Origin of the sequence: Streptomyces griseomycini (assembly GCF_014203535.1) — a bacterium.
In the GTDB taxonomy this organism is placed as follows: domain Bacteria; phylum Actinomycetota; class Actinomycetes; order Streptomycetales; family Streptomycetaceae; genus Streptomyces; species Streptomyces griseomycini.
This window is the reverse complement of sequence record NZ_JACHJI010000007.1, coordinates 297,935-323,631: the sequence shown is the minus strand read 5'-3', so window position 1 is coordinate 323,631 and position 25,697 is coordinate 297,935. Positions and strand designations below refer to the sequence as shown.

23 protein-coding genes are annotated in these 25,697 nt (G+C 75.3%); 12 read left to right on the top strand and 11 right to left on the bottom strand.

Going from position 1 to position 25,697, the window contains the following annotated elements; genetic code table 11:
• Positions 1 to 122: 122 nt before the first annotated feature.
• The 3 genes from FHS37_RS21660 to FHS37_RS21650 all read left to right on the top strand — a co-directional run bounded on the left by FHS37_RS21660 (position 123) and on the right by FHS37_RS21650 (position 2,293).
• Positions 123 to 737 (top strand): proprotein convertase P-domain-containing protein, encoded by a 615-nt coding sequence (locus tag FHS37_RS21660; protein WP_375372314.1) that lies wholly within the window; start codon positions 123 to 125, stop codon positions 735 to 737.
• A gap of 90 nt (positions 738 to 827) precedes the next feature.
• Positions 828 to 1,508, top strand: a complete 681-nt coding sequence (locus FHS37_RS21655) for a maleylpyruvate isomerase family mycothiol-dependent enzyme (RefSeq protein ID WP_184823779.1) — start codon at positions 828 to 830, stop codon at positions 1,506 to 1,508.
• Positions 1,509 to 1,600: 92 nt separating this feature from the next.
• On the top strand, positions 1,601 to 2,293 hold the full coding sequence (locus FHS37_RS21650) for a copper homeostasis protein CutC (protein ID WP_184823777.1): 693 nt from the start codon (positions 1,601 to 1,603) through the stop codon (positions 2,291 to 2,293).
• Between the two features lie 32 nt (positions 2,294 to 2,325).
• Here FHS37_RS21650 and FHS37_RS21645 read toward each other — a convergent pair whose 3' ends face one another.
• Together FHS37_RS21645 and FHS37_RS21640 are read right to left on the bottom strand one after the other, a co-directional pair.
• Positions 2,326 to 4,386: a HelD family protein gene (locus FHS37_RS21645; RefSeq protein WP_184823776.1), complete on the bottom strand. Its 2,061-nt coding sequence runs from the start codon at positions 4,384 to 4,386 to the stop codon at positions 2,326 to 2,328.
• 195 nt (positions 4,387 to 4,581) lie between these two features.
• Positions 4,582 to 5,472, bottom strand: a complete 891-nt coding sequence (locus FHS37_RS21640; RefSeq protein ID WP_184823774.1) for a helix-turn-helix domain-containing protein — start codon at positions 5,470 to 5,472, stop codon at positions 4,582 to 4,584.
• A 93-nt stretch (positions 5,473 to 5,565) separates the two neighbouring features.
• Here FHS37_RS21640 and FHS37_RS21635 point away from each other — a divergent pair, with 93 nt between their 5' ends.
• The 3 genes from FHS37_RS21635 to FHS37_RS21625 all read left to right on the top strand — a co-directional run bounded on the left by FHS37_RS21635 (position 5,566) and on the right by FHS37_RS21625 (position 7,343).
• Positions 5,566 to 6,438, top strand: coding sequence for an aldo/keto reductase family oxidoreductase (locus FHS37_RS21635; protein WP_184823772.1), 873 nt, complete (start codon positions 5,566 to 5,568; stop codon positions 6,436 to 6,438).
• A 192-nt stretch (positions 6,439 to 6,630) separates the two neighbouring features.
• Positions 6,631 to 6,816: a hypothetical protein gene (locus tag FHS37_RS21630; protein WP_184823770.1), complete on the top strand. Its 186-nt coding sequence runs from the start codon at positions 6,631 to 6,633 to the stop codon at positions 6,814 to 6,816.
• A 125-nt stretch (positions 6,817 to 6,941) separates the two neighbouring features.
• Positions 6,942 to 7,343, top strand: a complete 402-nt coding sequence (locus FHS37_RS21625) for a hypothetical protein (protein WP_184823768.1) — start codon at positions 6,942 to 6,944, stop codon at positions 7,341 to 7,343.
• Between the two features lie 46 nt (positions 7,344 to 7,389).
• On the opposite strand, the gene FHS37_RS21620 is transcribed toward FHS37_RS21625, so the two are convergent.
• Complete coding sequence (locus FHS37_RS21620; protein WP_184823766.1) at positions 7,390 to 9,033, bottom strand: DNA repair helicase XPB; 1,644 nt, start codon at positions 9,031 to 9,033, stop codon at positions 7,390 to 7,392.
• 550 nt (positions 9,034 to 9,583) lie between these two features.
• Positions 9,584 to 12,262 carry a helicase C-terminal domain-containing protein gene (locus tag FHS37_RS21615; RefSeq protein WP_184823764.1) on the bottom strand — a complete coding sequence of 893 codons (2,679 nt, stop codon included), beginning with the start codon at positions 12,260 to 12,262 and terminating at the stop codon, positions 9,584 to 9,586.
• A 131-nt stretch (positions 12,263 to 12,393) separates the two neighbouring features.
• On the opposite strand from FHS37_RS21615, the gene FHS37_RS21610 reads away from it, so the two are divergent.
• The gene (locus FHS37_RS21610; RefSeq protein ID WP_184823762.1) at positions 12,394 to 13,428 is read left to right on the top strand and encodes a hypothetical protein; all 1,035 of its coding nucleotides are present in this window, start codon (positions 12,394 to 12,396) and stop codon (positions 13,426 to 13,428) included.
• A gap of 254 nt (positions 13,429 to 13,682) precedes the next feature.
• Positions 13,683 to 14,348: an HAD family hydrolase gene (locus tag FHS37_RS21605; RefSeq protein ID WP_373304283.1), complete on the top strand. Its 666-nt coding sequence runs from the start codon at positions 13,683 to 13,685 to the stop codon at positions 14,346 to 14,348.
• Here FHS37_RS21605 and FHS37_RS21600 read toward each other — a convergent pair.
• The gene (locus FHS37_RS21600; protein WP_184823757.1) at positions 14,315 to 14,575 is read right to left on the bottom strand and encodes a hypothetical protein; all 261 of its coding nucleotides are present in this window, start codon (positions 14,573 to 14,575) and stop codon (positions 14,315 to 14,317) included. The two genes, FHS37_RS21605 and FHS37_RS21600, sit on opposite strands and share 34 nt — an antisense overlap.
• A gap of 165 nt (positions 14,576 to 14,740) precedes the next feature.
• On the opposite strand from FHS37_RS21600, the gene FHS37_RS40575 reads away from it, so the two are divergent.
• The gene (locus FHS37_RS40575; protein WP_184823755.1) at positions 14,741 to 15,124 is read left to right on the top strand and encodes a cold-shock protein; all 384 of its coding nucleotides are present in this window, start codon (positions 14,741 to 14,743) and stop codon (positions 15,122 to 15,124) included.
• A gap of 8 nt (positions 15,125 to 15,132) precedes the next feature.
• On the opposite strand, the gene FHS37_RS21590 is transcribed toward FHS37_RS40575, so the two are convergent.
• From FHS37_RS21590 to FHS37_RS21575, 4 genes are all read right to left on the bottom strand, one after another.
• The gene (locus tag FHS37_RS21590; RefSeq protein WP_184823753.1) at positions 15,133 to 15,990 is read right to left on the bottom strand and encodes a 1,4-dihydroxy-6-naphtoate synthase; all 858 of its coding nucleotides are present in this window, start codon (positions 15,988 to 15,990) and stop codon (positions 15,133 to 15,135) included.
• Complete coding sequence (locus tag FHS37_RS21585; protein WP_184823751.1) at positions 15,977 to 16,735, bottom strand: futalosine hydrolase; 759 nt, start codon at positions 16,733 to 16,735, stop codon at positions 15,977 to 15,979. Before FHS37_RS21585 ends, FHS37_RS21590 begins: the two co-directional genes overlap by 14 nt.
• Entirely contained in the window at positions 16,699 to 17,205 is a 507-nt protein-coding gene (locus tag FHS37_RS21580; protein ID WP_221500085.1) for a DUF2771 domain-containing protein, read from the bottom strand. Before FHS37_RS21580 ends, FHS37_RS21585 begins: the two co-directional genes overlap by 37 nt.
• A gap of 63 nt (positions 17,206 to 17,268) precedes the next feature.
• A complete protein-coding gene (locus FHS37_RS21575) occupies positions 17,269 to 18,702 on the bottom strand; it encodes an MFS transporter (RefSeq protein ID WP_184823749.1) in 1,434 nt (477 codons plus the stop codon).
• Between the two features lie 312 nt (positions 18,703 to 19,014).
• Between FHS37_RS21575 and FHS37_RS21570 the strand changes: the two genes are divergently transcribed.
• Positions 19,015 to 19,941 carry a DUF3027 domain-containing protein gene (locus tag FHS37_RS21570; protein ID WP_184823747.1) on the top strand — a complete coding sequence of 309 codons (927 nt, stop codon included), beginning with the start codon at positions 19,015 to 19,017 and terminating at the stop codon, positions 19,939 to 19,941.
• 18 nt (positions 19,942 to 19,959) lie between these two features.
• Here FHS37_RS21570 and FHS37_RS21565 read toward each other — a convergent pair whose 3' ends face one another.
• Positions 19,960 to 20,337, bottom strand: coding sequence for a hypothetical protein (locus FHS37_RS21565; RefSeq protein ID WP_184823745.1), 378 nt, complete (start codon positions 20,335 to 20,337; stop codon positions 19,960 to 19,962).
• Between the two features lie 281 nt (positions 20,338 to 20,618).
• On the opposite strand from FHS37_RS21565, the gene FHS37_RS21560 reads away from it, so the two are divergent.
• Entirely contained in the window at positions 20,619 to 21,320 is a 702-nt protein-coding gene (locus FHS37_RS21560; protein WP_375372313.1) for a Scr1 family TA system antitoxin-like transcriptional regulator, read from the top strand.
• Positions 21,321 to 21,384: 64 nt separating this feature from the next.
• Here FHS37_RS21560 and FHS37_RS21550 read toward each other — a convergent pair whose 3' ends face one another.
• Positions 21,385 to 22,038 (bottom strand): M23 family metallopeptidase, encoded by a 654-nt coding sequence (locus FHS37_RS21550; RefSeq protein ID WP_184823741.1) that lies wholly within the window; start codon positions 22,036 to 22,038, stop codon positions 21,385 to 21,387.
• A 464-nt stretch (positions 22,039 to 22,502) separates the two neighbouring features.
• Between FHS37_RS21550 and FHS37_RS21545 the strand changes: the two genes are divergently transcribed.
• Entirely contained in the window at positions 22,503 to 25,637 is a 3,135-nt protein-coding gene (locus FHS37_RS21545) for a sacsin N-terminal ATP-binding-like domain-containing protein (RefSeq protein WP_184823739.1), read from the top strand.
• Positions 25,638 to 25,697 lie beyond the last annotated feature (60 nt).

Here is a 25,697-nt window from a genome sequence, read left to right as displayed (position 1 = left end):
AGGCCGCCACCTCCCCTGCACCACACCCCGTGCGGCCTGACGCGGACGGCCCGCATTGTCATGAGCAGAACCAATCGTCGGCACCGCACGTCCGGTGCCGGCTCGCGAAAGGCAGCCCCACCTTGAACGGTTCCAGGCGCCTGCGCATATCCCTGCTGGCGGTGACGACGGCCGCGCTCCTCGGCACGGGCATGACGCCGGTCATCGCGGCTCAGGGCGACCGGCCCGCCCCGGCCATCACCCCGAGCCGCGTCGAGTCGCTCATCAAGAGCAACGCCCGCGCCCTGGCCGGCACCTGCTCCGGCGGCTGCGGCCACGGTCTGGCGGACGCGGGTCGCACCCTGAGCGCGATGGGCGGCGGCACCACCCCGGACCCGGAGCCCGGAGGGCAGGTCTTCACCGACTCCGACAACTGGAGCATCCCGGACGGTGACGGCCGCTACGTCTACTCGAACGTCACCGTGAGCGGCGTCAGCGGCTCCGCCCCCGCCGGCCTCAGGGTCTCCGTGGACATCAAGCACACCTACCGCGGTGACCTGAAGGTCCAGCTCGTCGCCCCCGACGGCGACGTGTGGACGCTGAAGAACACCAGCGCCTACGACAGCGCCGACGACGTCATCGGGACGTACACGGTCAACGCCTCCTCCGCCCCCGCGTCCGGCACCTGGCAGCTGCGGGTGACCGACGTCTACTTGGGCGACACCGGCTACGTCGACTCCTGGAGCCTGACCTTCTGACGGGTACTGCCACGGCGCTCCAGGTGAGGAGGGGGCCCGCCGACGCCGAGAGGCCGTCGGCGGGCCCTTCGCCGCACTAGCGTGGAGCTCATGACGACTCCTGCGGATGTGCAGAACGTACGAGACCCCGAGCTGCCCGGGCGGCTGCTGACCGTCGAGCGGGACGCGCTGATCCCGTTGCTGCGGGCGCGGGGCGACGCCGACTTCGCGCTGCCGGTCGCCGCCTGTCCGGGGTGGACGGTGCGGGACGTGCTGGCGCACTGCTCGGCCGCGTTCACGCGGGTGCTGGAGAGGAGGTTCGAGAAGGGGGTGTTCTCCCCCGAGTCCAACGACCGGGACATCGCCGAGCGGGCCGACTGGACGAACGCCCGGGTCCTCGACGAGCTGGAGCGCGGGATGACCGAGGTCGGGCCGGTGATCGCGAAGGCGGGCGGGGCGCTGGACGTCCTCGCGCTGGGCGAGTGGGTGCACGCCGGGGACGTGCGCGAGGCGTTCGGGGAGCCGGGCGCGTACGCGGGCGCCGGTCTGCCGTACGCGCTCGGCCTGCTGGCCCAGGTCACCTCCCTGAAGGGCCATCTGCCGCTGCACGCCGACCTCGACGACGCCGACGAGCCGCTGCGGCTGGGCGACGCCTCGGGGGAGCGGCCCCCGGCGCGCTACATCGGGGACGGGCCGACGCTGGTGCGGCTGTACGCGGGGCGGCCGGTGGACGGTGCCGGGTACGAGCTGGCCGGGGTGGAGGCGGCGGAGCTGAACATCTTCGGCGGCTGATCCGAGAGACGGGGGGCTCGGGCGGGTGAGCGGGGCGTAGTCTTGGATTGGACTAGACCTGTAGAGACGACGAGCCCGACGAATGGGGTCCCATGAGCAAGCGTGCAGTCCTGGAGGTGATCGCCCTCGACGTCGAGGACGCGGTCGCCGCCCAGGCCGGAGGTGCGGACCGCCTCGAACTGGTCACCGACATGGCGGCCGACGGGCTCACCCCGTCGGCCGGGACCGTCGCCGGGATCCGCGGGTCCGTCGACCTCCCGCTGCGGGTGATGCTGCGGCTGGCGGACGGGTTCGCGGCGGGCGACGTCGACCGGCTGGTGGGCGCCGCGTGCGCGATGCGCGAGGCCGGGGCGGAGGAGTTCGTGCTCGGGTTCCTCGACGCGGACGGCGGGGTGGACCTCGACGCGGTCGAGCGGATCGTCGGCGAGCTGGACGGATGCCGGTGGACCTTCCACCGCGCGATCGACCGCGCCGCCGACCGGGACGCCCTGCGCAAGCAGCTCGACGGCCTGCCCGGTCTCGACACCTACCTCACGGCGGGCTCCCCGGCCGGCGTCGACGACGGCCTCCCCACGCTGTGCGCCGAGGCGGGCCGGCGCGGGGAGCCCGGGTACGAGCAGCAGGTGCTGGTGGGCGGCGGCCTGCGCCTGGAGCACGTGCCCGCGCTGCTGGGGGCCGGCATCGACGGCTTCCACATCGGCGGGGCGGCCCGGCCGGACGGCTGGGACGGACCGGTCTCGGCACGGGCCGTCGCCCGGTGGCGCCGGGCGGTGGACGGGGACTGACGGGACCCCTCCGGCGGCGGGACGGGGCCGGGTCAGCCCAGCTGCTCCGGCAGCGGGGCCGTGTGCGTCACGATCAGGCCGGAGACCGCTCGGGTCAGGGCCACGTACAGGCGGCGCAGGCCGGTGCGTTCGTCGGGTTCGCCGTCGACCACGGCCCGGGGCTCGTCCAGGACCACGTAGTCGTACTCCAGGCCCTTCGCCAGGGACGCCGGGACCAGGGTCAGCCGGGTGTCGTGCGTCGTCTCCTCGCCGGGGGCGACCGAGGAGACCCCGGCGGCCGTCAGCTCCCCGGCCAGCTCCGGGATCCGGGCGTCCGCGGCGATCAGGCCGACCGAGCCCTCGTGGCGCAGCAGCTCGCGGCAGGCGGCCACCACGTCGCCGGCCCCCTCGACCCGGCGGACCTCGAAGAGGCCCGGGTTCTCGCGGATCGACGCCACCGGGGTCAGCCCGGGCGCGATGTGCGGGAGCAGCCGGGAGGCGTACGCGATGACGTCCGTCGGGACGCGGAAACCGGCCGTCAGCTCCTCGACCACCGCGTCCGGCTTGCCCAGGTGGGCCAGTGCCTCCTCCCAGCTGCGGGTCGCCCACGGGGTGGTGCCCTGGGCCAGGTCGCCCAGGACGGTCGCCGATCCGGTCGTGCAGCGGCGGCCCACCGCCCGGTACTGCATGGGGGACAGGTCCTGCGCCTCGTCGAGCACCACGTGCCCGAGGGAGTGCGTGCGCCGGACGAGATCGGCCGCCTCGTCGATCAGCACCGCGTCCGCCGCCGACCACTTCGCCGACTTCACCGAGCGCGCGGGCTTCGTCCAGAGGATCGCCTTCTGCTCCTGCTCGTCGAGCAGCCCCTCCGCGTGTTCGGCGAGGAACTCCGCGTCGCCCAGCAGCCGCAGCACCAGCTTCGCCGGGTCGACGGCCGGCCAGACCGCCTTCACCGCCGCCTTCACCGCTCCGTTGCGCGCCACCGCGTCCTGCACCCGGTCGTCCGGCGCCTCCCCGGCCCGCTCCATCTGCACCAGCACCGCGTGCGCGATGCGCTGCGGCAGCGCCTCGCGGGCGGCGCCGTAGCGGATGTCGCGCTCCAGCAACTGGCGGACGATGTCCTCCAGTTCGTACGCCGGAACCCGCCAGCGGCGCGAGCCGCGCACGACCACGACCGGCTCGGTGGGCATCGTCACGTGCGCGTAGAGGGCCCGCCGCAGCACCTCGGCCATCCGGGCGTCGCCCTTGACGAGCGCCGCCGCGGCGTCGTCCGTCCCGCGCACCTCGACGTGCGCCACCAGGTCGCCCACGGTGGCCTGCGCGACCGTCAACTCGCCCAGCGCCGGGAGCACCTGCTCGATGTAGTGCAGGAAGGACCGGTTCGGCCCGACGACCAGCGTGCCGGTGCGGGCCAGCCGCTCGCGGTGGGCGTACAGCAGATAGGCCACCCGGTGCAGGCCGACGGCGGTCTTCCCGGTCCCGGGGCCTCCCTGCACGCACACGCTGCCCGCCAGCCCGGACCGCACGATCTCGTCCTGCTCGGGCTGGATCGTGGCGACGATGTCCCGCATCGGGCCGACGCGCGGACGCTCGATCTCCTGCTGGAGCAGCTTGCTGGTGGTCGCCGCCTCGGTGGGGTCGGACAGGTGCTCGTCCTCGTACGCGGTGAGGGCGCCGCCGGTGTAGCCGAAGCGGCGGCGCAGCGCGACGTCCATCGGGTCCTTCCCGGACGCCCGGTAGAACGGCTGCGAGACCGGCGCCCGCCAGTCGATCACCATCGGGTCGCCGTCCGCGTCGTGCACGTGGCGGCGCCCGATGTAGAACTGCTCGCCCTCGGCCCCCTCCGTCCGCTCCGATCCCGGCGCGTGCAGGTAGTCGAGCCGGCCGAAGAACAGCGGGGTGTCACTGAGGTCGGCCAGCGCCTTGACGCGCTCCTCGATCTGGCGCTCCAGCACGGCCGCGTTGACCCAGTTCGCGGTGACGTCGCTGATGTCGAGGGACTCGACGTCCTCGCGCATCGCGCGCAGCGCGGCACGGGACGCGGCGAGGTGGGCGCGCTCGCGGGAGAGGGGGTCGTGGCCGGCTGCGGGCTCGACGGGGTCGTCTGCGGACATGGGCGCGGACACAGGGGTGCCTCCGGGAACCTGCTGGGATGGCTGCGGGATGCCGGCCGGTTTCCGTCCGGACGGCGGCGCTCCGTGAGGGGAGGCGGGCAAGAGCGGAGATTCTAGGACGTCCGGCCGACGGGGTCCAAACGGTTTTCGCCCCGGACGGGGTGGGCGCGGCGGGCGCGCGGCCGCGCCCGCCGGTCAGCGCGTACCGGGCGAGCCGTGCGCCGTCCGGGCGCCGGGAGCGTCGGCCGGCCGCCGCGCGGATCCCGTGGTCAGCGAGGCGAGCAGGGCCAGCCGTTCGGCGTCCCCGGTGCCCGGCGCGGCGTGGTAGGCGGCGAGCATCAGGCCGTCGGGGCCGTCGACGTCCAGCTTGGACAGGGTCAGGCTCAGCTCGCCGACCTGGGGGTGGTTCATCCGGATCGGCTTGTCGACGACCGGCCGCACGTCGTGGCGCGCCCACACCTTCCGGAACTCGGCGCTCGCCAGCGAGAGTTCGCCGACGAGCCGGACGACCCGCGGGTCGTCGACGTCGGACCCGAGCCGCCGGCGGAAGACGGCGACGCACTGGGCCGCCGTGCGGGACCAGTCCGCGTGCAGGGCCCGCTCGGCGGGATCGAGGAAGAACGAGCGGAGCCGGTTCTCCCCCACCCGCACGCTCGGGACCAGCGCGGAGGCGAGCGGGTTGACCGCGATCACGTCGAGGGTCCGGTCCGTCACGAACGCCGGCAGCCCGATCGACTCCAGGAGCTGTGCCGTGGCCGGCGGGACGGACGGGCGCCGGGACGGCCGGCGGCGGGCCCGGGGCCGGGGCGCGGCGAGCTGGTGGAGGTAGGCCGTGGCGGTGTCGTCGAGCCGGAGCACCCGGGCGAGCGCGTCGAGGACCTGCGCCGACGGATTGCGGTCGCGGCCCTGCTCCAGCCTCAGGTAGTAGTCGGAGCTGATGCCGGCGAGCATGGCGACCTCCTCGCGGCGCAGCCCCGGCACCCGGCGTATTCCGTGCGCCGGCAGCCCCATGTCCGCGGGCGTCACCAGCTCCCGGCGCGCCCGGAGGTAGTCACCGAGCCGGTTCTCCTCAGACATGCGTTCCATCGTAGGCGCGCGGGGCGGCTCGTCCCTGTCCCTGTCACTCCCAGGATCGGCGGGGACCTGGGCGGGCCGGCCGCCGGCGTGGACGGTGGGGGCATGAACACTCGGACGACACCTCTTCCCGGCGGCACCTGGACGATGGGCGACCTGACCGTCACCCGGTTCGGATACGGGGCCATGCAACTGGCGGGCCCGGGCGTGATGGGACCGCCGGCCGACCACGACGGCGCGCTCGCGGTGCTGCGCGAGGCCGTGCGCCTCGGCATCACCCACATCGACACCGCCGACGCCTACGGGCCGCACGTCACCAACCGGCTGATCCGCGAGGCGCTGCACCCCTACCCCGATTCACTGCACGTCGTCACCAAGGTCGGCGCGCACCGCGACGCCGGGGGCGGCTGGCCCCCGGCCCGGGAGCCGGACGACCTGCGCCGGTCCGTCCACGACAACCTGGAGAACCTCGGCGTCGAGACGCTGGACCTGGTGAACCTGCGGCTCGGCGACGCCTCGGGGCCCCGGCCGGGCTCGCTCGCGAAGGCGTACGAGACCCTCGTCGAGCTCCAGCAGCAGGGCCTGATCCGCCACCTCGGCCTGAGCAACGCGACCGCCGACCAGATCGCCGAGGCGCAGGCCATCGCCCCGTTCGTCTGCGTGCAGAACCACTACAACCTCGCCCACCGCCAGGACGACGACCTCGTCGACCGGCTCGCCGAACAGGGCGTCGCCTACGTGCCGTTCTTCCCCCTCGGCGGTTTCACGCCCCTGCAGTCCGCCACGCTCTCGGACGTGGCCGCCCGGCACGGCGTCCGCCCGCTGTCGGTCGCCCTCGCCTGGCTGCTGCACCGGTCGCCGAACATCCTGCTGATCCCCGGGACCTCGTCGGTGGCGCACCTGCGGGAGAACGTCGCCGGCGCGGGCCTCACCCTGTCCGGGGAGGACCTCGCCGCACTCGACACGATCGGCCGCTGAGCGCCCGGCGCGGGCCGGGGCACCGGCCCACCGGCCGGGGCCCCGGTCCCTCGGGCGGGCCCCGCGGCGCCCCTAGGGGACATCCCGTCCTGCCCGAGGGGGACGGCTCGTCCCGGAGGCGTACGCGCGGGCCGTGCGGACCGGGTCTTCGGACCGATGTCCGCCGCCCGCCCGAAGAGTCACCCTGGAGGTATGAGCGCAGCGACTATCCACCCGGCCCCGCAGCCGGTCCGGCCGACCGGCGCCACACCGATCCGGGGCAGCAGCCGGCACCGCCTCGGCGACGCCCTGCACGCCGTGAGAGTGTTCCTCGGCGCCGCCTTCGACGTGGTCGTCCTCGGCGAGTACGGCGAGGAGGCGGGCGTCCGCCACAGGTGACGCCCGCACCCGACACCCGCGCCGACGCCCACGGCCCCGCCCGTGCGGGTTGAGTACGCGGACGCGTGCCGGGCTGAGTACCCGCGCCGGTGCGCCGGCCGCCGCCGGGCGGCTTCACTGGCCGCATGAGCCCTCACGGCCGTACGAGCCCCCACCGCCTCGCCGCCCCCGCGCCGTCCCTCCGGCCGCACCCGGCCGGCCGGGACCGCCGCGCCTGGGTGGCGCCCGCCGTCGCGACCGCGCTCCTGACGGTCCTGGGACCGTTCGCGGTGCTGCTCGGCGGGCTGTCCGCCATGGCGACGGACAATTGCGGCCCCGACGACTGCTCGCAGGCGCTGACGACCTCCCTGACCCTGATCTACGGCACCCTCTTCTACGGCGGCGTCTTCACCTTCTGCGCCTGGCTCACCGCCTGGCTGCTCCCCTGGAAGCCCCGCTGGTCGGTGCCGCGCGCCTGGGCGGCCGCCGCCTCGGTGCTGCCGCCGCTGTTCGTCCTGGCGCTGGTCCTCAACCTCCCCGAGGGGTGACGGACCTCCCCCCGGGGAGGCGGGGGGCCCGCTCGGCCCCGCCCGCTCAGCCCTCGGCGAGGACCTCGTCCGCGTCCACGATCCGGTACGCGTACCCCTGCTCCGCCAGGAACCGCTGGCGGTGCGCCGCGAAGTCCTGGTCGACGGTGTCCCGGGCGACCACGGAGTAGAAGTGGGCCTGGTGCCCGTCGGCCTTGGGCCGCAGCACCCGGCCGAGTCGCTGCGCCTCCTCCTGCCGCGACCCGAAGGTGCCCGACACCTGGATGGCCACCGTCGCCTCCGGCAGGTCGATCGAGAAGTTCGCGACCTTGGACACGACCAGGACGTTGATCTCCCCCTCCCGGAACGCGTCGAACAGCTTCTCCCGCTGGGCGTTCGACGTCTCGCCCTTGATCACCGGTGCGTCCAGGTGCTCGCCCAGCTCGTCGAGCTGGTCGATGTACTGCCCGATGACGAGGATCTGCTGGCCGGCGAAGCGCCGGACGAGCGCCTCCGTCACCTTCCGCTTGGTGGCGGTCGTCGCGCAGAACCGGTACTTCTCCTCCGTCTCCGCGGTGGCGTACGCCAGCCGCTCGGAGTCGGTGAGGTTGACCCGGACCTCCACGCAGTCGGCCGGGGCGATGTAGCCCTGTGCCTCGATCTCCTTCCACGGCGCGTCGAACCGCTTCGGACCGATCAGCGAGAACACGTCCGACTCGCGGCCGTCCTCGCGCACCAGCGTCGCCGTCAGACCGAGCCGCCGCCGCGCCTGCAGGTCCGCCGTGAACTTGAAGACGGGGGCGGGCAGCAGGTGCACCTCGTCGTAGAGGATCAGGCCCCAGTCCCGGGAGTCGAACAGCTCCAGGTGGGGGTAGACGCCCTTCCGCCGGGTCGTCAGCACCTGGTAGGTGGCGATGGTGACGGGGCGGATCTCCTTCTTCGTCCCGCTGTACTCGCCGATCTCGTCCTCGGTCAGCGAGGTCCGCTTCACCAGCTCGTGCTTCCACTGCCGGGCCGAGACGGTGTTGGTGACCAGGATCAGCGTGGTGGACTTCGCCTGCGCCATCGAACCGGCGCCGACCAGCGTCTTGCCCGCGCCGCAGGGGAGGACGACCACGCCGGAGCCGCCGTGCCAGAAGTTCTCCACGGCCTGCTTCTGGTACGGCCGCAGCGCCCAGCCCTCCTCGCGCAGCTCGATCGGGTGCGCCTCGCCGTCCACGTACCCGGCGAGGTCCTCGGCGGGCCAGCCCAGCTTCAGCAGCGCCTGCTTGATCTGTCCGCGCTCCGAGGGGTGCACGACGACGGTGTCCGGGTCGATGCGGGCGCCGACGAGGGGGGTGATCCGCTTCGAGCGCAGCACCTCCTCGAGCACCGGCCGGTCGGTCGTGGTCAGGACGAGGCCGTGCGCCGGGTGCTTGAGCAGGCTGAGCCGGCCGTAGCGGTCCATCGTGTCGGCGATGTCCACGAGCAGCGCGTGCGGCACCGGGTAGCGGCTGTACTGCACCAGCGCGTCGACGACCTGCTCGGCGTCGTGGCCGGCCGCCCGCGCGTTCCACAGGCCGAGCGGGGTCACCCGGTAGGTGTGGATGTGCTCGGGCGCCCGCTCCAGCTCGGCGAACGGCGCGATGGCACGACGGCAGTCGTCGGCCTGCTCGTGGTCGACCTCGAGGAGCAGGGTCTTGTCGGACTGGACGATGAGCGGACCGTTCACGCGCGGCTGCCTTTCTGCTGACGGGCCCGGTACGGGCACAGCACGGCCAAACGTCCAGTCTGCCCGACGGCCCGCGTCCGGTGCCCCGGGCGGACCGGACCACTTCGGCGCGGGCGGCGTGAGGTTGTTCACCAGCGGCCCCCCTTCCCCGGCGGGCGGGGCGGGGCGGGGCGGGGCGGGAACGGGGACGGGCCGGTCCCGGGGACGGGGACCGGCCCGCGACGAACGCGAGAACGGAGAGTGTCAGACCGTGGGACGTGTCAGAAGGTCACGCCTCCACCGAGGTCGATGCCGACCGCGGCGGCCTCGGCGGCGAGCACTCCGAGCAGCGCGACGGTGGACGTCAGAACGGCGGCGGCACGACGAACGGCACGCATGAGGACTTCCTTTCTGTTGCGCGCGAACGGGCTCCGGCGGTCTCCGGCCCCGTTCAGGACACCCGGTGGCTGCCCAGCGGCCCGCGGCGCGATGCGGACGCGCCGCGAACCTCGCTCGTCAGGTGGAACGGCCCGGCGTGGCGCGCATGAAGTCCGCCGTACACCCGAAAGGGTCAGCCCTCGTCGTCCGCGAGTTCGGCGACCCCGGTGATCCGGTGCAGCGGGTACGTCCGCACCCCGTCGGCGGTGTGGTCGTACGCCGTGACGAAGCCGCCCTCCACCCGGACCGGGGCGATCACGCGCTGGCTCGCCGCGCCCTCGGCGTTGACGTAGCCGATCCACAGCGCCTCGCCGGTGAGGACGGCGGCCTGCAGGGTGGCGAGGGTCTCGGCGGCCCCGGTGCGCGGCAGTCCGTCGTTCCCGGCCCGGTCCCCGGCCGTGGGCCTGCGCGGGGCGGTGGCGGCGAGGTCGCCGGCGCGGACGGCCCGGACCGCGGCCGCGAGCAGGGTGTCGTCGGGGACCGGCGGCCCGTCCGGGACCGGCTCGGGCGCCGAGCGCGGCGGGGTGCGGCGGGCGTCGGCGCGCGTGATCAGGACGTCGCCCTCGGCGGACTCGGCGGCCGGCGCGAACCCCATCGCGCGCAGCCCCTCCAGCAGCCCGGCCGGGTCGGCCTGCGCGGCCAGCACGGTCGGCGCCAGCCGGCGCAGCCCCAGCCCGGCGGCCCGCTTGTCGGCGAGGATCTCGCCGAGCACCGCGTCGTCGTCGCAGCGCACGTACGCCGAGGCGGCGCCCACCCGCAGGTGCCCGTGCCGGCGGGCCACGTCGTCGATGAGGTACGCCAGCGGCTGCGGCACCGGCGTGCGGGAGTGCGCGGCGAGGAAGGCGTGCAGGTCGGCGGCGGTCCGCCCGGCGTCCAGGGCGCGGCGCACCGAGCCGGGCGTGAACCGGTAGACGGTCGCGCCGCCCTTCGACTCCACGTCCGCCAGCACGCCCAGCACGTCGGCGAGCGGCCGCTGCAGGGGACCCGGCGCCACCGCCGTCAGGTCGGCCTGGAGGAGCACGTGGTCCAGCGGCTCGGGCAGCAGCGGCGCGAGCAGGCGGGCGGCGGCAGCGGCGGCGGTGGCCTGCTCGGCGGGGGAGAGCGGGACCGGCGGCGGGGCGGGCCGGTGGTGGACGGGCAGCTTGTCGCCCGGCCCCTCGGGTTCCGCCTCCGGACGCCGGGGCGCGGGCGCCCCGAGCAGGGCCCGCCCGTGCGCGGACAAGGCGCCGCGCCCGGTGATCCCCAGCATCTCGGCCTCGTCGAGGGTCCACCGGGCGAGCCGCGACCGCAGATCGTCCCCGTCGCCGTCCCCCGCGGGGCCGCCGGCCGGGGAGCCGCCCGCGCCTTCCGCCGCCGGTGAGTGCCCTGCGCCGGGCCCCCTCTCGGCCGGTGAGCCTCCCGGACCACGCCCGCCCTCGCCCGCGGCGACACCCGCGACGCCGCCCCGGGCGCCGCGCAGGGGGCGTTCCCACCGCAGCCGGGCCAGCACCGACCCGGGAACCGGAGCGGCCCCCTCCGACAGCCCGGCCAGCAGCGCCAGCACCCGGTGCCGCACCTCGGGCGCCACCGACCGGTCCAGCCCCGGCCCCAGCGCCGACAGCGGACGGTCCTTCGCGTCCCGCCCGCCGACCAGCCCGGACGTCCGGGTCGCCGCCAGCCACGCCGTCGCCAGCCGCGTCCAGCGCTCGGCGGCCGGCCGCTCGCGCCACTCGTCGTACGCCGGGGTCGCCGCGTACCGTTCGTCCGCCTCCCCGTCGGAGGCCAGCAGCCCGGCGGCGTAGGCGAGTTCCACCCAGAAGGCGGCCACCGGCTCCGGCACGTCCAGGGCGACGGCGGTCCGCTTCAGGTCCCGCACGCTCAGGCCCCCGGCCCGCAGCACCGCCGGACCGCCCTCGTCCCAGTCCTTCAGCAGATCCTCGACGGTCGTCAGCGCCGCGTACGCCTGCCCGGCCGCCGTCGCGTCCACGACCTGGGGACGGTGGGTCGTGGCGGCCTCGACGGGCGGCGGCACCGGCTCCGGCACGCGGTGCGCGCGCCCGCCCCGCAGGTGCAGGGCGACCTCGCGCGGCAGGACGACCGTCCCGGGCGCCGTCGGCAGCAGCAGCCCCCGGTCCAGCAGCCAGCGCAGCCGGGCCGCGGGATCGGCGGTGACCTGCCCGTACGGCGGGCCCCAGACCAGCCGGTCCAGCACCTCCACGGACTCGTGCGGCGCCTGGTCGAGCAGCGCGGCCATCCGCGTCCGGTCGGTGAACAGGGCGCCGAGGGAGGCGACGGCGGAGACGGAGTCGTGCGTGGACGGCAGCCCCGCCGTCGCCACGATCTCCTGGATCCGCCCCGGCGACATCCCGGCGGTGGCCTCCCGCACCGAGGGGCCGAGCCCGGTGGGCGACGGGTGCTGCGGCGACGGCGACAGCAGCTCGCGGGCGGTGCGGACCAGCCGCAGCCGGTCGTCGCCGCCCCACACCAGGGCCTGTTCGCGCAGGGTGCCGAGCGCGTGCGGCAGCGCGGCGGCGACCGCCGGATCGCCGTCGTCGCCCGCCAGCAGCCCGAGCAGCTCCTCGTACGTCGCCGGGTCCGCCGCCACGGCCAGCGCCTGGGCCGTCTGCAGCGCGAACCGGTCCAGCCGTTCCAGCGCCCGGACGACCGAGGCCCGGGTGCCGGCCCGGGTGGCGAGCTGGGTGAGGTCGGTGGGCACGGGCGTGACGAGGTCCGGACGGCTGCGCAGGAGCGCGGCCAGGGAGGCGTCGTCCCGCCCCCGAAGGGCCTCCGCGAGGGAACGGGGGGCCGTCGCGGGCTTCTCCTCGGTGCTCATCCGCCTCACGGTAGCGGGTGGGTGCGCCGGTGCGGGGCGTGGAGTTGGGACGGCCGGCCGGACTCGCGGTACGGTCGTCGGTGCCGTCGTGCGACGGGCGCCCCCAACGCATCCGTCCCGGAGGGGACTTCGTGGGTATCGAGAGTGACCAGGTCGTCTACGAGTACCTGAGCCGCGTCGGCGACGTGGCGCAGCGGCGGCAGCTGCCGTCGGCGGCCCGCATGCGCCTGGTCGCCGGACTGCGCGACGAGATCGACCGGCGCCGCGCGAAGGCGGTGGTGGACTCCCCCGCCGCCGTCCGCCGCATCATCTCCCGCCTCGGCACCCCGGACGAGGTCGTCGCGGCGGCCACGGACACCGCCGCCGGTTCCGGCGCGAGCGCGCCCGCGGCCCCGCCCGCCGCCGTCCCGGTCCAGCGGGACCGCGAACCGGCCGGCGGGTCCGGCGACCGCCGCAAGGGCGTCCTGCGCCGTGTCGTCCCCGGCCCCCGCCCGGCCGAGGGGCGGCCGGGTCCGGCCCCCTCCGGGGCCGGGGTGCCCTCCCCGCCGCACCGGGCCGGCACGGACGAACTCGGGGACGGCGCCGACCGGCCCGACTGGTGGCGGACGGACGACAGTCCCTTCGGCGTCGGCGACGAGGTGCCCGGCTTCGTGGGCGGCGTAGAGATCCCGGAACTGCTCAGGCCCCCGCGCCCGGGGGAGGCGCCGCAGGACACGGAGGGGACCGGGGGGCCCGGGGGCTCCGGGGGGACGTACCCCGACGCGGCCGAGGCGCCCGCGGCCGACCCCGAGGCCCCCGCCCGCCGCCGCCTCCTGCGCCTCCCCTCCGGCGGCTGGAACAACCCCCTGCTCCTGACCGCCGCGGGCCTGCTGGTCGTGGGCGCCGCGCTCGGCAACTGGTTCGCCCTGATCCTCGGCTGGCTCATCGCCTACGCCTCCCGCCGCCTGACCCGGGCGGAGGTGAAGTGGGCGGTCGTCGTCCTCCCCGGCCTCGCGGTCGCGGGCGGCGTCCTCTGGCTCTGGGGCAGGACCGAGGGCCGCTGGGGCACGCCCATCCCCGACGGCCGCATGAACGACGCCGTCTCCGAGGCCTGGCCCTGGGTGGTCCGGGGCGCGGCCCTCGCCTCGGCCCTGTTCCTGGTCTGGCGCTCCCAGCGCCGACGGTAGCCCGCCCCGCCCCGTCCCCCGCCCCGGGACCTCGCCCCGGGGCCGGTGCCACCGCAGGGCGGGAACGGCCCGGCGGCCTCCCGGCCGGGCGGTCAGGGGGGCACGGCGGCTTCGGCCCGGTGGTCTCCGGCCGGGTGCGCCTCGGCGGGCCCGTCCCGGCGCGGCCGCTCTTCGGGCGTCCGGCTCCCCGGCCCGGTGGACGGACCGGCGGGGGGCCGGTCCGTTCGTCGTACCGGGTGGGCACAATGGCCCATATGGCCTTCACGACCCCGCCCCCGTCGCCCCTGCCCGTGTCCGCGCCCACCGTCGGGTTCGACCTCGACATGACGCTCATCGACTCCCGGCCCGGGATCCGCGCCTGCTACCGGGCGCTGGCCGAGCGGACCGGGACGTACATCGACGCCGACCTGGCGGTCACCCGGCTGGGGCCGCCGCTCGTGGACGAGCTGATCAACTGGTTCCCGGCGGAGCGGGTCGAGGAGATGGCGGACCTGTACCGGGAGATGTACCCGACGACCGCGATCACCGCCACGCCCGCCCTGCCCGGCGCCCGCGAGGCGATCGCGGCGGTGCGGGAGGCGGGCGGACGGGCGATCGTCGTCACCGCCAAGTACGAGGCCAACGCCAAGCTGCACCTGGCCCACCTCGGCATCGAGCCCGACGCCGTGATCGGCGACCTGTGGGCCGAGCAGAAGGCGCTCGCGCTGCGCGAGCACGACGCGACCGTCTACGTCGGCGACCACGTGGGCGACGTGCGCGGCGCGCGGGCCGCCGGCGCGCTGTCGGTCGCGGTCGCCACCGGCCCGTGCGGCCCCGGGGAACTGCGCGAGGCCGGCGCGGACGTCGTCCTCGCCGGTCTGGCGGAATTCCCGCGGTGGTTCTCGGACTACCGCTCGGGCGACAGCGCGGCCCGCGCCTGACGGCGTCCCGCCGCGACCGAGCGCAGCACGCCCGCGCCGGCCATCAGGAATCCGACGGCCATGAACATGCTCAATCCGAACATGTACGTCGGGAAAGGCGTCGTTCCGAGGAACAGCGGGGCCACCGTGACCAGAGTGGCCACGGCGCCGATGAAGAAGACGATGGCACCGGTACGGACCAGGCCGTCACCGGGCGCGGCGGAATTCGCTTGGGTTTTGTCACGCACCGGACCAGGGTAGTTCCCAGCGCGAAGGAACAGCCGGGTGACGTCTTGTCTCCGGCCTGAAGACCATTAGCCTGGGAACCGGCGGGTCACCACGGCCCGCTTGAGTGCTATCAAGAGCCGTTTCATCAAGCAGTTTTCCCGACGAGTACGAGGACGAGGACAGACGTGCCCACCGGCAAGGTCAAGTGGTTCAACAGCGAGAAGGGCTTCGGCTTTCTCTCCCGCGACGACGGCGGTGACGTCTTCGTCCATTCCTCGGTCCTCCCCGCCGGAGTCGAGACGCTCAAGCCGGGGCAGCGCGTGGAGTTCGGCGTGGTCGCCGGCCAGCGCGGCGACCAGGCCCTCTCCCTGACCCTGCTCGACCCGACCCCGTCGGTCGCGGCGGCCCAGCGCAAGAAGCCGGACGAGCTGGCCTCCATCGTCCAGGACCTGACGACGCTCCTGGAGAACATCACCCCGCAGCTGGAGCGGGGCCGCTACCCCGACCGCGCCGCCGGCAAGAAGATCGCCGGCCTGCTCCGCGCGGTCGCCGACCAGCTGGACGTCTGAGCCGTTCCCTAGGGGAACCGCAGCGCGTCCGGGCCGAGGGGCGGCACCAGCCCCTCGGCCGCCGCACGGGTCAGCAGCCCCCGCACCGCCGCGTAGCCGTCCTCGCCGAGGTCGGCGGTGAACTCGTTGACGTACAGCCCGATGTGCTGGTCGGCGACGGCCGGGTCCATCTCCTGGGCGTGCTCCATGACGTACGGACGCGACGCCCCGGGGTCGTCCCAGGCCGCCCGCACGGACGTGCGGATCGCGTCGGCGAGCCGCGTCAGCGTCCCGGCGCCCAGCGACCGCCGGGCGATGATCGCGCCCAGCGGGATCGGCAGCCCGGTGGTGCGCTCCCAGTGCTCGCCCATGTCGGCGAGCCTGTGCAGTCCGTAGTTCCGGTAGGTGAAGCGCGCCTCGTGGATGACGAGCCCCGCGTCGACCTTCCCGTCCCGCACGGCGGGCATGATCTCGTGGAACGGCATCACCACGATCTCCCCGACCCCTCCGGGGACGACGTCCGCCGCCCACAGCCGGAACAGCAGGTACGCCGTCGACCGCTCGCTCGGCACGGCGACCGTGCGCCCCGTCAGGTCCGCTCCGGCCTCCCGGGTCAGCACCAGCGGCCCGCAGCCCCGCCCCAGCGCGCCCCCGCAGGGCAGCAGGGCGTAGTCGTCGAGGACGTACGGCAGCACCGCGTACGACACCTTCAGCACGTCGCGCTCGCCGCGCTCGGCCATGCCGTTGGTGACGTCGATGTCGGCGAAGGTCACGTCGAGGGCGGGCGCGCCGGGGACGCGGCCGTGGGCGAGGGCCTCGAAGACGAAGGTGTCGTTCGGGCAGGGGGAGTAGGCGATCTGCAGCCGCTGCTGCTCACGGGTGGTCATGGCGGTTCCAACTCTCCAGGACGGGGGCGAGCTTCCCGAAGCCCTCGGTGAGGGCGGCCAGGGCGTCGCCGATGCGCCAGGCGGCGCGGTCGCGCGGGCCGACGGGGTTCGACACCGCCCGCACCTCCAGCACGGGCACCCCGTGCGCGGCGGCGGCCTCGGCGACCCCGAAGCCCTCCATGGCCTCGGCGAGGGCGCGGGGATGGCGGGCGCGGAGCCCGGCGGCGCGGGCGGCGGTGCCGGTCACCGTCGACACGGTGAGCACGGTGCCGGTGAGCGCGCCGGCCGCCGCGGCGGCGTCCCGGACCAGGCCGGCCGGCGGACGGTGGGTGACGGTGCCGAAGCCGAGCTCGGTGACCGGCAGGAACCCGTCGGCGGTCTCCGCGCCCAGATCGGCCGCGGTGATCTCGTCGGCGACGACGAGCGAGCCCGGGGGCGCGTCGGGCGGGAAGCCGCCGGCGATCCCGGCGCTGACGACGAGGTCGTAGGGACGGCCGTCGAGGGCGGCCGCGGTGAGCGCGGTCGCGGTGGCGGCGGCGGCGAGGGCGGGGCCGACACCGGCGGCGAGGACGTCGGGGCCGACGGGGGCGCGCAGCAGGGTCGCGCCGGGCAGCGGCACCTCGAGCGGAGGTCCGGCGAACGCCTGCGCCACCGCGTCCCGTTCGACGGGGACCGCGGTGGCGACCAGGACGCGCGGCGCGGAGCGGGTCAGGAGTCCTCGTCCTTCTTCAGCCGGAAGGACCACAGGCCCGTGGCCTCGGTCTCGCCCGACTTGATCGACACCAGGGTGGAGTCGCCCTGCGCGCCGTACTGGGCGTTGAAGAACACGCTGCCCGGGACCGACTGGTACGTCTTGTGGATGGAGTCGGTCAGCGGCTGGCCGTTCATCAGGATCGTCCAGCCCTCGTCGGCGATCTCCGGGTCGACGCCGAACCGGACGGTCTCGCCCTCGGGATCGACGGAGATCTGCTCGATGTCCTTGTCCTTCAGGCACTTGTTCAGGTCGGCGGCCTTCACGGTCTCGTCCTCACCGCCGCAGGTGGCCTCGGAGCTCACCGACGAGCTGCCCACGGTGATCGTGGCCATCGGGGTCGGCTTGTCGCAGGCGGACAGGACGAGCAGTCCGGCGGATACGGCGCCGACGGCGGCGACGGCACGGCGGCGTCGCACGGCGCGGTGACTCATGGCGGCGGCGCCGCGGGGCAACGTGGTCATGGGCGAAGGCTATCGGGCACGCCCGGCCGTACCCCCACGTGGGGGTACGGCGTGGCCGGAGCGTTACGCCACACGCGGCCGTCCCGCGCTCCCGCGCCGGGCCGAGACGACCAGTCCGCGGACGGTGGCCAGCCAGCCCGCGGCGACGACGGCCGCCCCCACCGCGAGCCCCAGCGGGCCGATCAGCGGCATCGCGATGCCGATCGCCCCGCCCAGCACCCACGACATCTGCAGCAGCGTCTCGGACCGCGCGAACGCCGACGTCCGGACCAGTTCGGGCACGTCCCGCTGGATCAGCGCGTCCAGCGACAGCTTGGCCAGGGCGTGCGCGAACCCGGCGACCGCGGCCAGGCACGCCACCGGCACCGCGCCGAAGAACGCCGCGGCCGCAACCGCCGCGCCCGCCACACAGGCCACCACCGTCACGATGATGATCTCCGGGGCGCGGGACCTGAGCCAGGCCCCGACCGCCGTGCCGAGCGCGTTGCCCGTGCCCGCCGCCACGCCCACGACGCCGAGGAACACCGCGGCGCTCTGCCCGGTCATCGGGTGCTCGCGCAGCAGGAACGCGAGGAAGAAGATCAGGAAGCCGGACAGGCAGCGGAGGGAGGCGTTGGCGCCGAGGGCGTGGGTGACGGCCGGGCCGACCGTGCGCAGCCCGGGACGCCTGACCGCCTTGCGGTGCGGCCCGTGCAGGTGCTGTTCGTCGGCGGCGAGCAGCGCGGTGTCCTCGCCCTTGGCGGAGTCCACCACCGGCGGCAGCCGGAAGGACAGGAACACCCCCGTGACGAAGATCGCGAAGGCGCCGTACAGCGGCCAGCGGGGCCCGATCTGCTGCAGCCCCGCGCCGATCGGCGCGGCGATCCCGGTCGCCAGCAGCCCGCCGAGCGTGACCCGCGAGTTCGCCTTCACGAGGGAGAAGGCGGGCGGCAGCAGCCGCGGCACGACCGCGCTCCTGACCACCCCGTACGCCTTGGACGCGACGAGCACGCCGAGCGCGGCCGGGTACAGCCCGATGCCGCCGGTGACGACCGCGCCGGACAGCACCAGGGCGAGCAGCGCCCGCGCGAGCATCGCGCCGGCCATCGCGGCGCGGCGGCCGTGCGGGACGCGGTCGAGGAGCGGGCCGATCACCGGGGCGAGGAGGGTGAACGGCGCCATGGTGATCGCCAGGTACAGCGCGACGCGCCCGCGGGCCTCGTCCGTCGGCACGGAGAAGAAGACGGTGGACGCGAGCGCGACCGTGATCATGACGTCGCCGGCGCCGTTCACCCCGTGCAGCTCGATCAGCTTGCCGAGCCCGGACTCCCCGGCGCCGTGCGCGTGGGTCGCCCGGCGGATCCCGCGTGCGGCTCCGGTCACCGGGAAGTGCAGGGCCCGGCCGAACGCGCGGAGGCGGCCGCCCGCCCGGCCCGTCCCGACGCGTCGGCCGCTCGCCCTGACCCTTCTCGAGCCACCGGTCCCGGTGGCGTCCTGGGGTGTCCTCGCGGTAGCCACCACGTCATAGTGCCCCGAGACACGGCGGTGTAGTGCCGTGACGCCGTGGACGGCGCCCCGGGTGCGGCTGTCCGGCCGAACGGCCGCGGCCCGGGAAACCGGCGCGCGGGGCCCCGGAACAACCGTCGGTGTAGGCCCAGCGCACACGAACAGGTAGCGTGCGTATCTCAGCCATCCCGCAGAATGGATGGAGGAGGCGCGCCCGAGCACGATGCGGCGCGGACGTCGACGCGGTCCACCGGTCCGCTCCGTCCGGCCCCCCGCGCTGGGAGCGGCGCACTCATGAGACGGCGTAGGAGAGAAGCGATACCTGTGAGCGCAGCGACAACGCGAAGCCGCACCCCCGACCGCCTGTGCGCCGAGGCCGTCGACCTCGCCCGCGCCGCAGCCGAGGAGGTCGCCGCGCCCGGGGTGGTCGGGGAGCACGAGGGCATGGTCTCCGAGGGCGACCGCGTCGTCACGCACTTCTTCGCCTGCCGCGAGCTCGGCTACCGCGGCTGGCGCTGGGCCGTCACCGTCGCCCGCGCCTCCCGCGCCAGGATCGTCACCGTCGACGAGGCGGCCCTGCTGCCCGGTCCCGACGCGGTCCTCGCACCGGAGTGGGTGCCGTGGAGCGAGCGGCTGCGCCCCGGCGACATGGGCCCCGGCGACCTCCTCCCCACCGACGCCGAGGACCTGCGCCTGGAGCCCGGCTGGTCCGGCGAGGAGGAGCCGCCGCCGAACTCCGCGGTCTCCGGGGAGATGGCCGAACTGGTGGAGGCCGAGGACGCGGAGGTCACCGGGGGCACCCCGGCCCACCTGCCCACCGCCCCCTCGCGCGGCTCCATCACGGCCGTCGCCGAGGAGATCGGCATGCGCCGCGCCCGGGTCCTGTCCCGGTACGGCCTGCACACCGCCGCCGACCGCTGGGAGGAGGCGTTCGGCGCCAAGACCCCGATGGCCCAGGCGGCCCCCGCCTCGTGCGTGTCGTGCGGCTTCCTCGTCCCCATCGGCGGCTCGCTCGGCCAGGCCTTCGGCGTGTGCGCCAACGAGTTCTCCCCGGCCGACGGCCGCGTGGTCTCCCTGGCGTACGGCTGCGGCGGCCACTCCGAGGCCGCGGTCATGCCGAAGCCGCCGCAGCCGGCCCCGCCGGTGATCGACGAGACCCGCGTCGACCCGTTCCCGCTGCGCCCGGCCGCCGACTCCGGCTCGGTCCCGGCGACGGAGGACGCGTCGTCGGCGGAGCTGGGGCACTCCTAGGACACCCCCCGGCACGGCTCAGCCGCGTACCGCCTTCACGGCCTTCACGGCCTCGTCCAGGACGGCACTCAGTTCCCGTGGGGCCTCCCGGGCGGTCGCCGCGTCCTCGTGTTCCAGGTTGCTCTTGGCGCGGGCGTGGCGGGCGGCCAGGTCGGGGCGGCGGGCGATCCCGACGCCCCGGGCCCAGGTCAGGACCCGGCTCCGCACCGGGCTGAGCGACTGCCACCGCACGGCCCGGGCGAACGCCTCGTCCTCCGTCCGCTGCATCTCCGGCAGGCGCTTCGGGTCGACGACGGCGAGGGCGGCCCGCAACGCGTCAGGGGTCTGTTCGGGGCGGGGAACCGGCTCGTGCACGTGGTCGGCCTGCGTGCTCGTGGAGTCCTCCCGGGAGGGCACTGGCCAGGGTAGTCGTCCGGGACGGTTGGAGGGCCGGGGTGCAAGCATCGATGTGGGTTTCTCCTGGTCAGCGGATATGCGAAGAAATGTGCTCGGCCGGGGTGCGGACGCGTTCGCGGCTCAGGTAGCCGCGGGCCTCCAACTCGCGCAGGGCGGCGCTGATACGGGTCGTGCCCTCCTTCACTGTCCGGTGGCTGTCCGGTGCTGTCGGGGCTGTGCCGACGGGCCGTACGGGCAGACCGCCGGGTGCACCGCGGACGGTTCCGACGGAGAGGCGCGGCATGACGACGGTCGATGCGGAGGCGGGGCGGCTCAAGGGCGAGGCGGACGAGCCGGGTCGGGAGGTGGACCCGGACGACGAGTGGGGCGTCGCGGTCGTCACGACCGTCGGACGGCAGCTGAAGCTGCGCCGCGAGGCGGTGGGGATGCGGGCCGCCGAGTCCGGGAGGGTGGTCGGCTACGGCGAGGACACGGTGTACAAGATCGAGGGCGGCAAGCGGATCCCCCGCCGGGAGTACCTGGACAAGGCCGACGAGGTCCTGGGCGCGGGCGGACTCATCGCGGCGGCCTGGGAGGACGTGGAGAAGGTCCGGTACCCGAGGAGCGTACGGGCGTTGGCCGGGCTGGAGGCCAGGGCGGTCGAACTCGGGGTGTACGTGGGGCTCGGCATTCACGGCTTGTTGCAGACGCCGGAGCATGCACGTGCCCTGTTCGAGACAACTGCGGATCCTCGAACTGCGGTATGGGACGATCCGAGCGCAGGCCCTCACCCCGCGGGAGTCGCCGGCCTTCGTCGAGCGAGTGCTGGGAGAAACATGATCCGCAGCAGTCACAGTGACGGCCCCGACGGCAACTCCTGCGTCGAGCTCGCCCTCACCCCCGGCACCGTCCACGTCCGCGACTCCAAGGACACCGCGGGGCCCCGCCCCGCCTTCGCCCCGGACGCGTGGGCGCGCTTCGTCCCGTACGCGTCCGGGGGCTGAGCACGGGAGAAGCCCCCGGTGGCGGGTGCCGCCGGGGGCTTCGGGTGCCGGACCCCGCGGGTTCTCAGCGGTGGGAGTTCAGGAACTGCATCGGGTTGACCGCGGAGCCGTAGTTCGGGGTGGTGCGGATCTCGAAGTGCAGGTGCGGGCCGCTGGAGTTGCCGGTGTTGCCGGACAGGGCGATCTTCTGGCCGGTCTTGACGACCTGGCCGACCTGGACGTTGACCTGCGACAGGTGGGCGTACTGGGAGTACACGCCGTTGCCGTGCTTGATCACGACGGCGTTGCCGTACGCGGGGCCGTCGCCGGCGCCGTTGGGGCCGGCCTTGACGACGGTGCCGCCGTGCGTGGCCACGACCGGGGTGCCGGTCGGGACGGCGTAGTCCTGGCCGGAGTGCTTGGAGGCCCACATGCCGCCGTTCTGGGCGAAGCTCGCGGAGAGACGGTAGTTCTTCACCGGGTCGACCCAGGACGCCTGCTTCGCGGCGGCGGCCTGCGCGGCCTTCTGGACCCCGGCGGCCTGGGCCTTCGCGGCCTTGGCCTGGGTGGCGGCCTGCGCCTGGACGGCGGTGGTGGCACCGGACGCGGCCGTGGTGTCGGCGGCGACCGCGACCCCGGCTCCCAGTGCGACCGAGGCGCCGAGGCCGGCGGCCAGCACGGTCGCACGGGTACGGAGGGCGGTCGGACGGGAGAAACGGGACGTGGCGCGCTGGAACATCGAGAACCTCGTGGGGGAGGGGACGGGGGGAGCCGCCGGCGGAACGGGTCCGTGCCGCGGCGGCTGTTCCTTGGTAGCCCGCCCGGAGCGAATGCCGCAAAGGTGTGATCTGCTACCGGACTTCGTAGCTGTGGAGTGAGATGCACGTCTCTTGACAGAGCGCACTAAGCGGACGAAACCCCCATTTCAGGCCGATCGATCAGACCTTTGGGGTAAATGTCCGTTTTAAGTTCAATGGTTTCTTTACTATTCCGGGTAGTACCGGACATTCCGCCTGTGCGGCTTGTCACCGGAAGTCCGATCCGGGCGTTTCGCGAATGTGGCGTGGGTCTCCGGACGCCACCGTCCACGGCGCCTCGGCGCCGTGGAGCGGAGGGGTCGGGGCGGGCGCACTCCCCTCGTCGGGGACTCCCGGAGCGGTACCTTCGGTCTCACGCCGATCAGGGCCGATGAGGAGAGTCAACGTGAGCAAGTTCGTGCGGCCCGCCGCCGAGGGTGCCGACCCGTTCGGGACGGCGCGTCTGCGGCGCGGTGTCCTGGACGCCTGGGCCACCAGCCCCGCCCGCTTCCGCGAGGACGCCAACGCGGAGGAGGACCTCGTCCTCGGCGGCTACCGGGACCGCCTGGTCGTCGAGCTCGCCCAGAACGCCGCCGACGCGGCCGCCCGCGCGGGGGTGCCGGGGCGGCTGAGGCTCACCCTGCGCGACGGCGTCCTCGTCGCCGCGAACACCGGCGCGCCGCTGGACGCGGCCGGCGTCGAGTCGCTGTCCACGCTGCGCGCCTCCGCCAAGCGGGGGGACGCCGCGGACCGGTCCGTGGGACGGTTCGGCGTCGGGTTCGCGGCCGTCCTGGCCGTCACCGACGAGCCCGCCGTCGTCGGCCGGCACGGCGGCGTGCGCTGGTCGCTGGCCGAGGCGCGGGAGCTGGCGGGGGACACCGCCCGGCACAGCCCCGGCCTCGGGGACGAGGTCCGCCGCCGGGACGGGCACGTCCCGTTGCTCCGCCTCCCCTTCGCCGCCGAGGGCACCGCCCCCGACCCCTACGACACGGCCGTCATCCTGCCCCTGCGCGACACGGCCGCCGCCGACCTCGCCGAGCGGCTGCTGAACGCCGTCGACGACGCCCTGCTGCTCGCCCTCCCCGGCCTCGAGGACGTGGTCGTGGAGATCGGGGACGCCGAGCCCCGCACGCTGAGCCGCCGCACCGACGGCACCCTCACCGTCGTCGAGGACTCCCGGACCGGCACCACCCGCTGGCGCACCGCCGCCGTGCACGGTCCGCTCACCCCCGACCTGCTCGCCGACCGACCGGTCGAGGAGCGGCTGCGGCCGCACTGGTCGGTCACCTGGGCCGTCCCGGTGGACTCCGACGGCACCCCCGCCCGGCCCCGCACCAGCCCGGTCGTCCACGCCCCCACCCCGAGCGACGAGCCCCTCGGCGTGCCCGCCCTGCTCATCGCCTCCTTCCCGCTGGACTCCACCCGCCGGCACACCGCGCCGGGCCCGCTCACCGACTTCCTGGTGCAGCGCGCGGCCGACGCCTACGCCGACCTGCTCGCCGACTGGCGCCCGGTGACCGCCGGGATCATCGACCTCGTGCCCGGCCCGCTCGGCCAGGGCGAGCTGGACGGGGCGCTGCGCCGGGCGGTCCTCGACCGGCTGCCCCGCACCTCCTTCCTGCCGCCGGCCGTCGAGCCGCGCGAGCGGGACGAGGACTCCGACCTGCCCGAGTCCCTGCGGCCCCGGGACGCGGAGGTCGTCGAGGGCGCGGGCGCCGACACCGTGCGGGTGCTGGCCGAGGTGCTGCCGACCCTCCTGCCCGCCGGTCTCGAGCGGCGCGCGGAGCTGCGCACCCTGGGTGTGGCCCGCCTCCCGCTCGCCGACGCGATCGACCGGCTGGCCGGGCTGGAGAAGTCCCCCGACTGGTGGCGGCGGCTGTACGAGAGCCTGGCCGGCGTCGACCCGGACCGGCTGTCCGGGCTGCCCGTGCCGCTGGCCGACGGACGGACCACCATCGGCCCCCGCCAGGTGCTGCTGCCCGGTGCAGAGGCCGCCCGGATCGACCCCGAGGTGCTGGCCCGGCTCGGGCTCAAGGTCGCCCACCCGGACGCCGCCCACCCCCTCCTGGAGAAGCTCGGCGCCCTCCCGGCGACCCCGCGCGCGGTGCTCACCACCCCGCAGGTGCGGGCCGCCGTCGCCGCCTCCCTCGACGACGAGGGCGGGGTGAACTGGGAGGAGGACGCCCCCGACGCGGAGGAGCTCGCCGACACCGTGCTCGGCCTGGTGCGCGACGCCGGGCTCGAACCCGGCGACGAGCCCTGGCTGGGCGCCCTCGCCCTCCCCGACGAGGACGGCGAGCTGTCCCCGGCCTGCGAACTCGTCTTCCCCGGCGGCCCGTTCGCCCGGGTGATGCGCGAGGGGGAGCTCGCCGCCGTGGACGCCGAGCTGGCCGGGAAGTGGGGCGAGCAGCCGCTGGCCGCCTGCGGGGTGCTGGTGGACTTCGCGCTGGTCCGCGCCACCGACGTCGTCCTCGACCCCGACGAACTGGAGCCGCGGGAAGGGGACTTCGCCGAGCCCGACGACGCGGGGCTGCTGGACGCCGTGGACGTGTGGTGCGAGGACCTCCTCGACCGCTTCCCGGACAGTCCCGTACCACCGGTCGCCACCGAGGTCGTCGCCGTGCGCGACCTGGACCTCGTGGACGACGACCGGTGGCCCCAGGCCCTCGCGATGCTCGCCCGCCCGCCCTTCAGGGACGCGCTCACCCAGCCGGTGCGGATCCTGCTGCACGACGGCACCCACGAGGTCGTCCGCCCCTACACCGCCTGGTGGCTGCGCGGCCACCCCGTGCTCGGCGGCCGCCGCCCCGCCGGACTGCGCGCGGCCGGCGGCGACCCGCTGCTGCGCGGCCTGTACGACGAGGCCGACGCGACCGGGTTCGACGACGAGCAGGTGCTGCGGGCGCTCGGCGTGCGGACGTCGGTGGCCGCCCTGCTCGACGAACCGGGGGGCGCCGCCGAGCTGCTGGACCGCCTCGCCGACCCCGACCGCGAGGTCACGGCGGCCCAGCTGCACGGGCTGTACGGGGCGCTGGCCGAGCTGGACCCGGAACAGGTGACCCTGCCGGACGAGCTGCGCGCGGTCGTCGACGGCCGGGTGGAGGTGGTGGACGCCGCCGACGCGGTGGTCGTCGACTCGCCCGATCTGCTGCCGTTCACCGGGGGCATGGCGCTGCTGCCCGTCCGGCCGGCGCGCGCCGCCGAGCTGGCCGAGCTGTTCCAGGTGCGGCGGCTGAGCGAGTCGGTCACCGGGGAGGTCGACTCCGAGGGCACGGAGCACGACGTGCCGGAGCCGGTGCGGGTGCTGCTCGGCCCGCGCACCCCGGCCTCGTACGTCGAGCACGGGGAACTCGTCGTCGACGGCGTGGAGATCGACTGGCGGCTGACGGACGACGGCGTGCTGCACGCCGCCACCCTGGAGGGGGTCGCCGCGGGTCTCGCCTGGGCGGCCGGCCAGTGGCCGCGCCGGTTCGAGGTCGCGGCGCTGCTGGAGGACCCGTCCAGGACCGAGGAGTTGGCCCGGGACCGGTGGTTCGACTGAGCCGAGGGGTTTCTGCACACATTCTTCACCTCCCGTACAACCATTCACCCGGGTGGCGGA

Bases quoted from the DNA above. Each gene is read 5' to 3' on its own strand.
- FHS37_RS21655 (WP_184823779.1), top strand. From the start codon at position 828: ATGACGACTCCTGCGGATGTGCAGAACGTACGAGACCCCGAGCTGCCC.
- FHS37_RS21650 (WP_184823777.1), top strand. From the start codon at position 1,601: ATGAGCAAGCGTGCAGTCCTGGAGGTGATCGCCCTCGACGTCGAGGAC.
- FHS37_RS21645 (WP_184823776.1), bottom strand. From the start codon at position 4,386: ATGTCCGCAGACGACCCCGTCGAGCCCGCAGCCGGCCACGACCCCCTC.
- FHS37_RS21640 (WP_184823774.1), bottom strand. From the start codon at position 5,472: ATGGAACGCATGTCTGAGGAGAACCGGCTCGGTGACTACCTCCGGGCG.
- FHS37_RS21635 (WP_184823772.1), top strand. From the start codon at position 5,566: ATGAACACTCGGACGACACCTCTTCCCGGCGGCACCTGGACGATGGGC.
- FHS37_RS21630 (WP_184823770.1), top strand. From the start codon at position 6,631: ATGAGCGCAGCGACTATCCACCCGGCCCCGCAGCCGGTCCGGCCGACC.
- FHS37_RS21625 (WP_184823768.1), top strand. From the start codon at position 6,942: ATGAGCCCTCACGGCCGTACGAGCCCCCACCGCCTCGCCGCCCCCGCG.
- FHS37_RS21615 (WP_184823764.1), bottom strand. From the start codon at position 12,262: ATGAGCACCGAGGAGAAGCCCGCGACGGCCCCCCGTTCCCTCGCGGAG.
- FHS37_RS21605 (WP_373304283.1), top strand. From the start codon at position 13,683: ATGGCCTTCACGACCCCGCCCCCGTCGCCCCTGCCCGTGTCCGCGCCC.
- FHS37_RS21590 (WP_184823753.1), bottom strand. From the start codon at position 15,990: ATGACCACCCGTGAGCAGCAGCGGCTGCAGATCGCCTACTCCCCCTGC.
- FHS37_RS21580 (WP_221500085.1), bottom strand. From the start codon at position 17,205: ATGACCACGTTGCCCCGCGGCGCCGCCGCCATGAGTCACCGCGCCGTG.
- FHS37_RS21560 (WP_375372313.1), top strand. From the start codon at position 20,619: ATGACGACGGTCGATGCGGAGGCGGGGCGGCTCAAGGGCGAGGCGGAC.
- FHS37_RS21550 (WP_184823741.1), bottom strand. From the start codon at position 22,038: ATGTTCCAGCGCGCCACGTCCCGTTTCTCCCGTCCGACCGCCCTCCGT.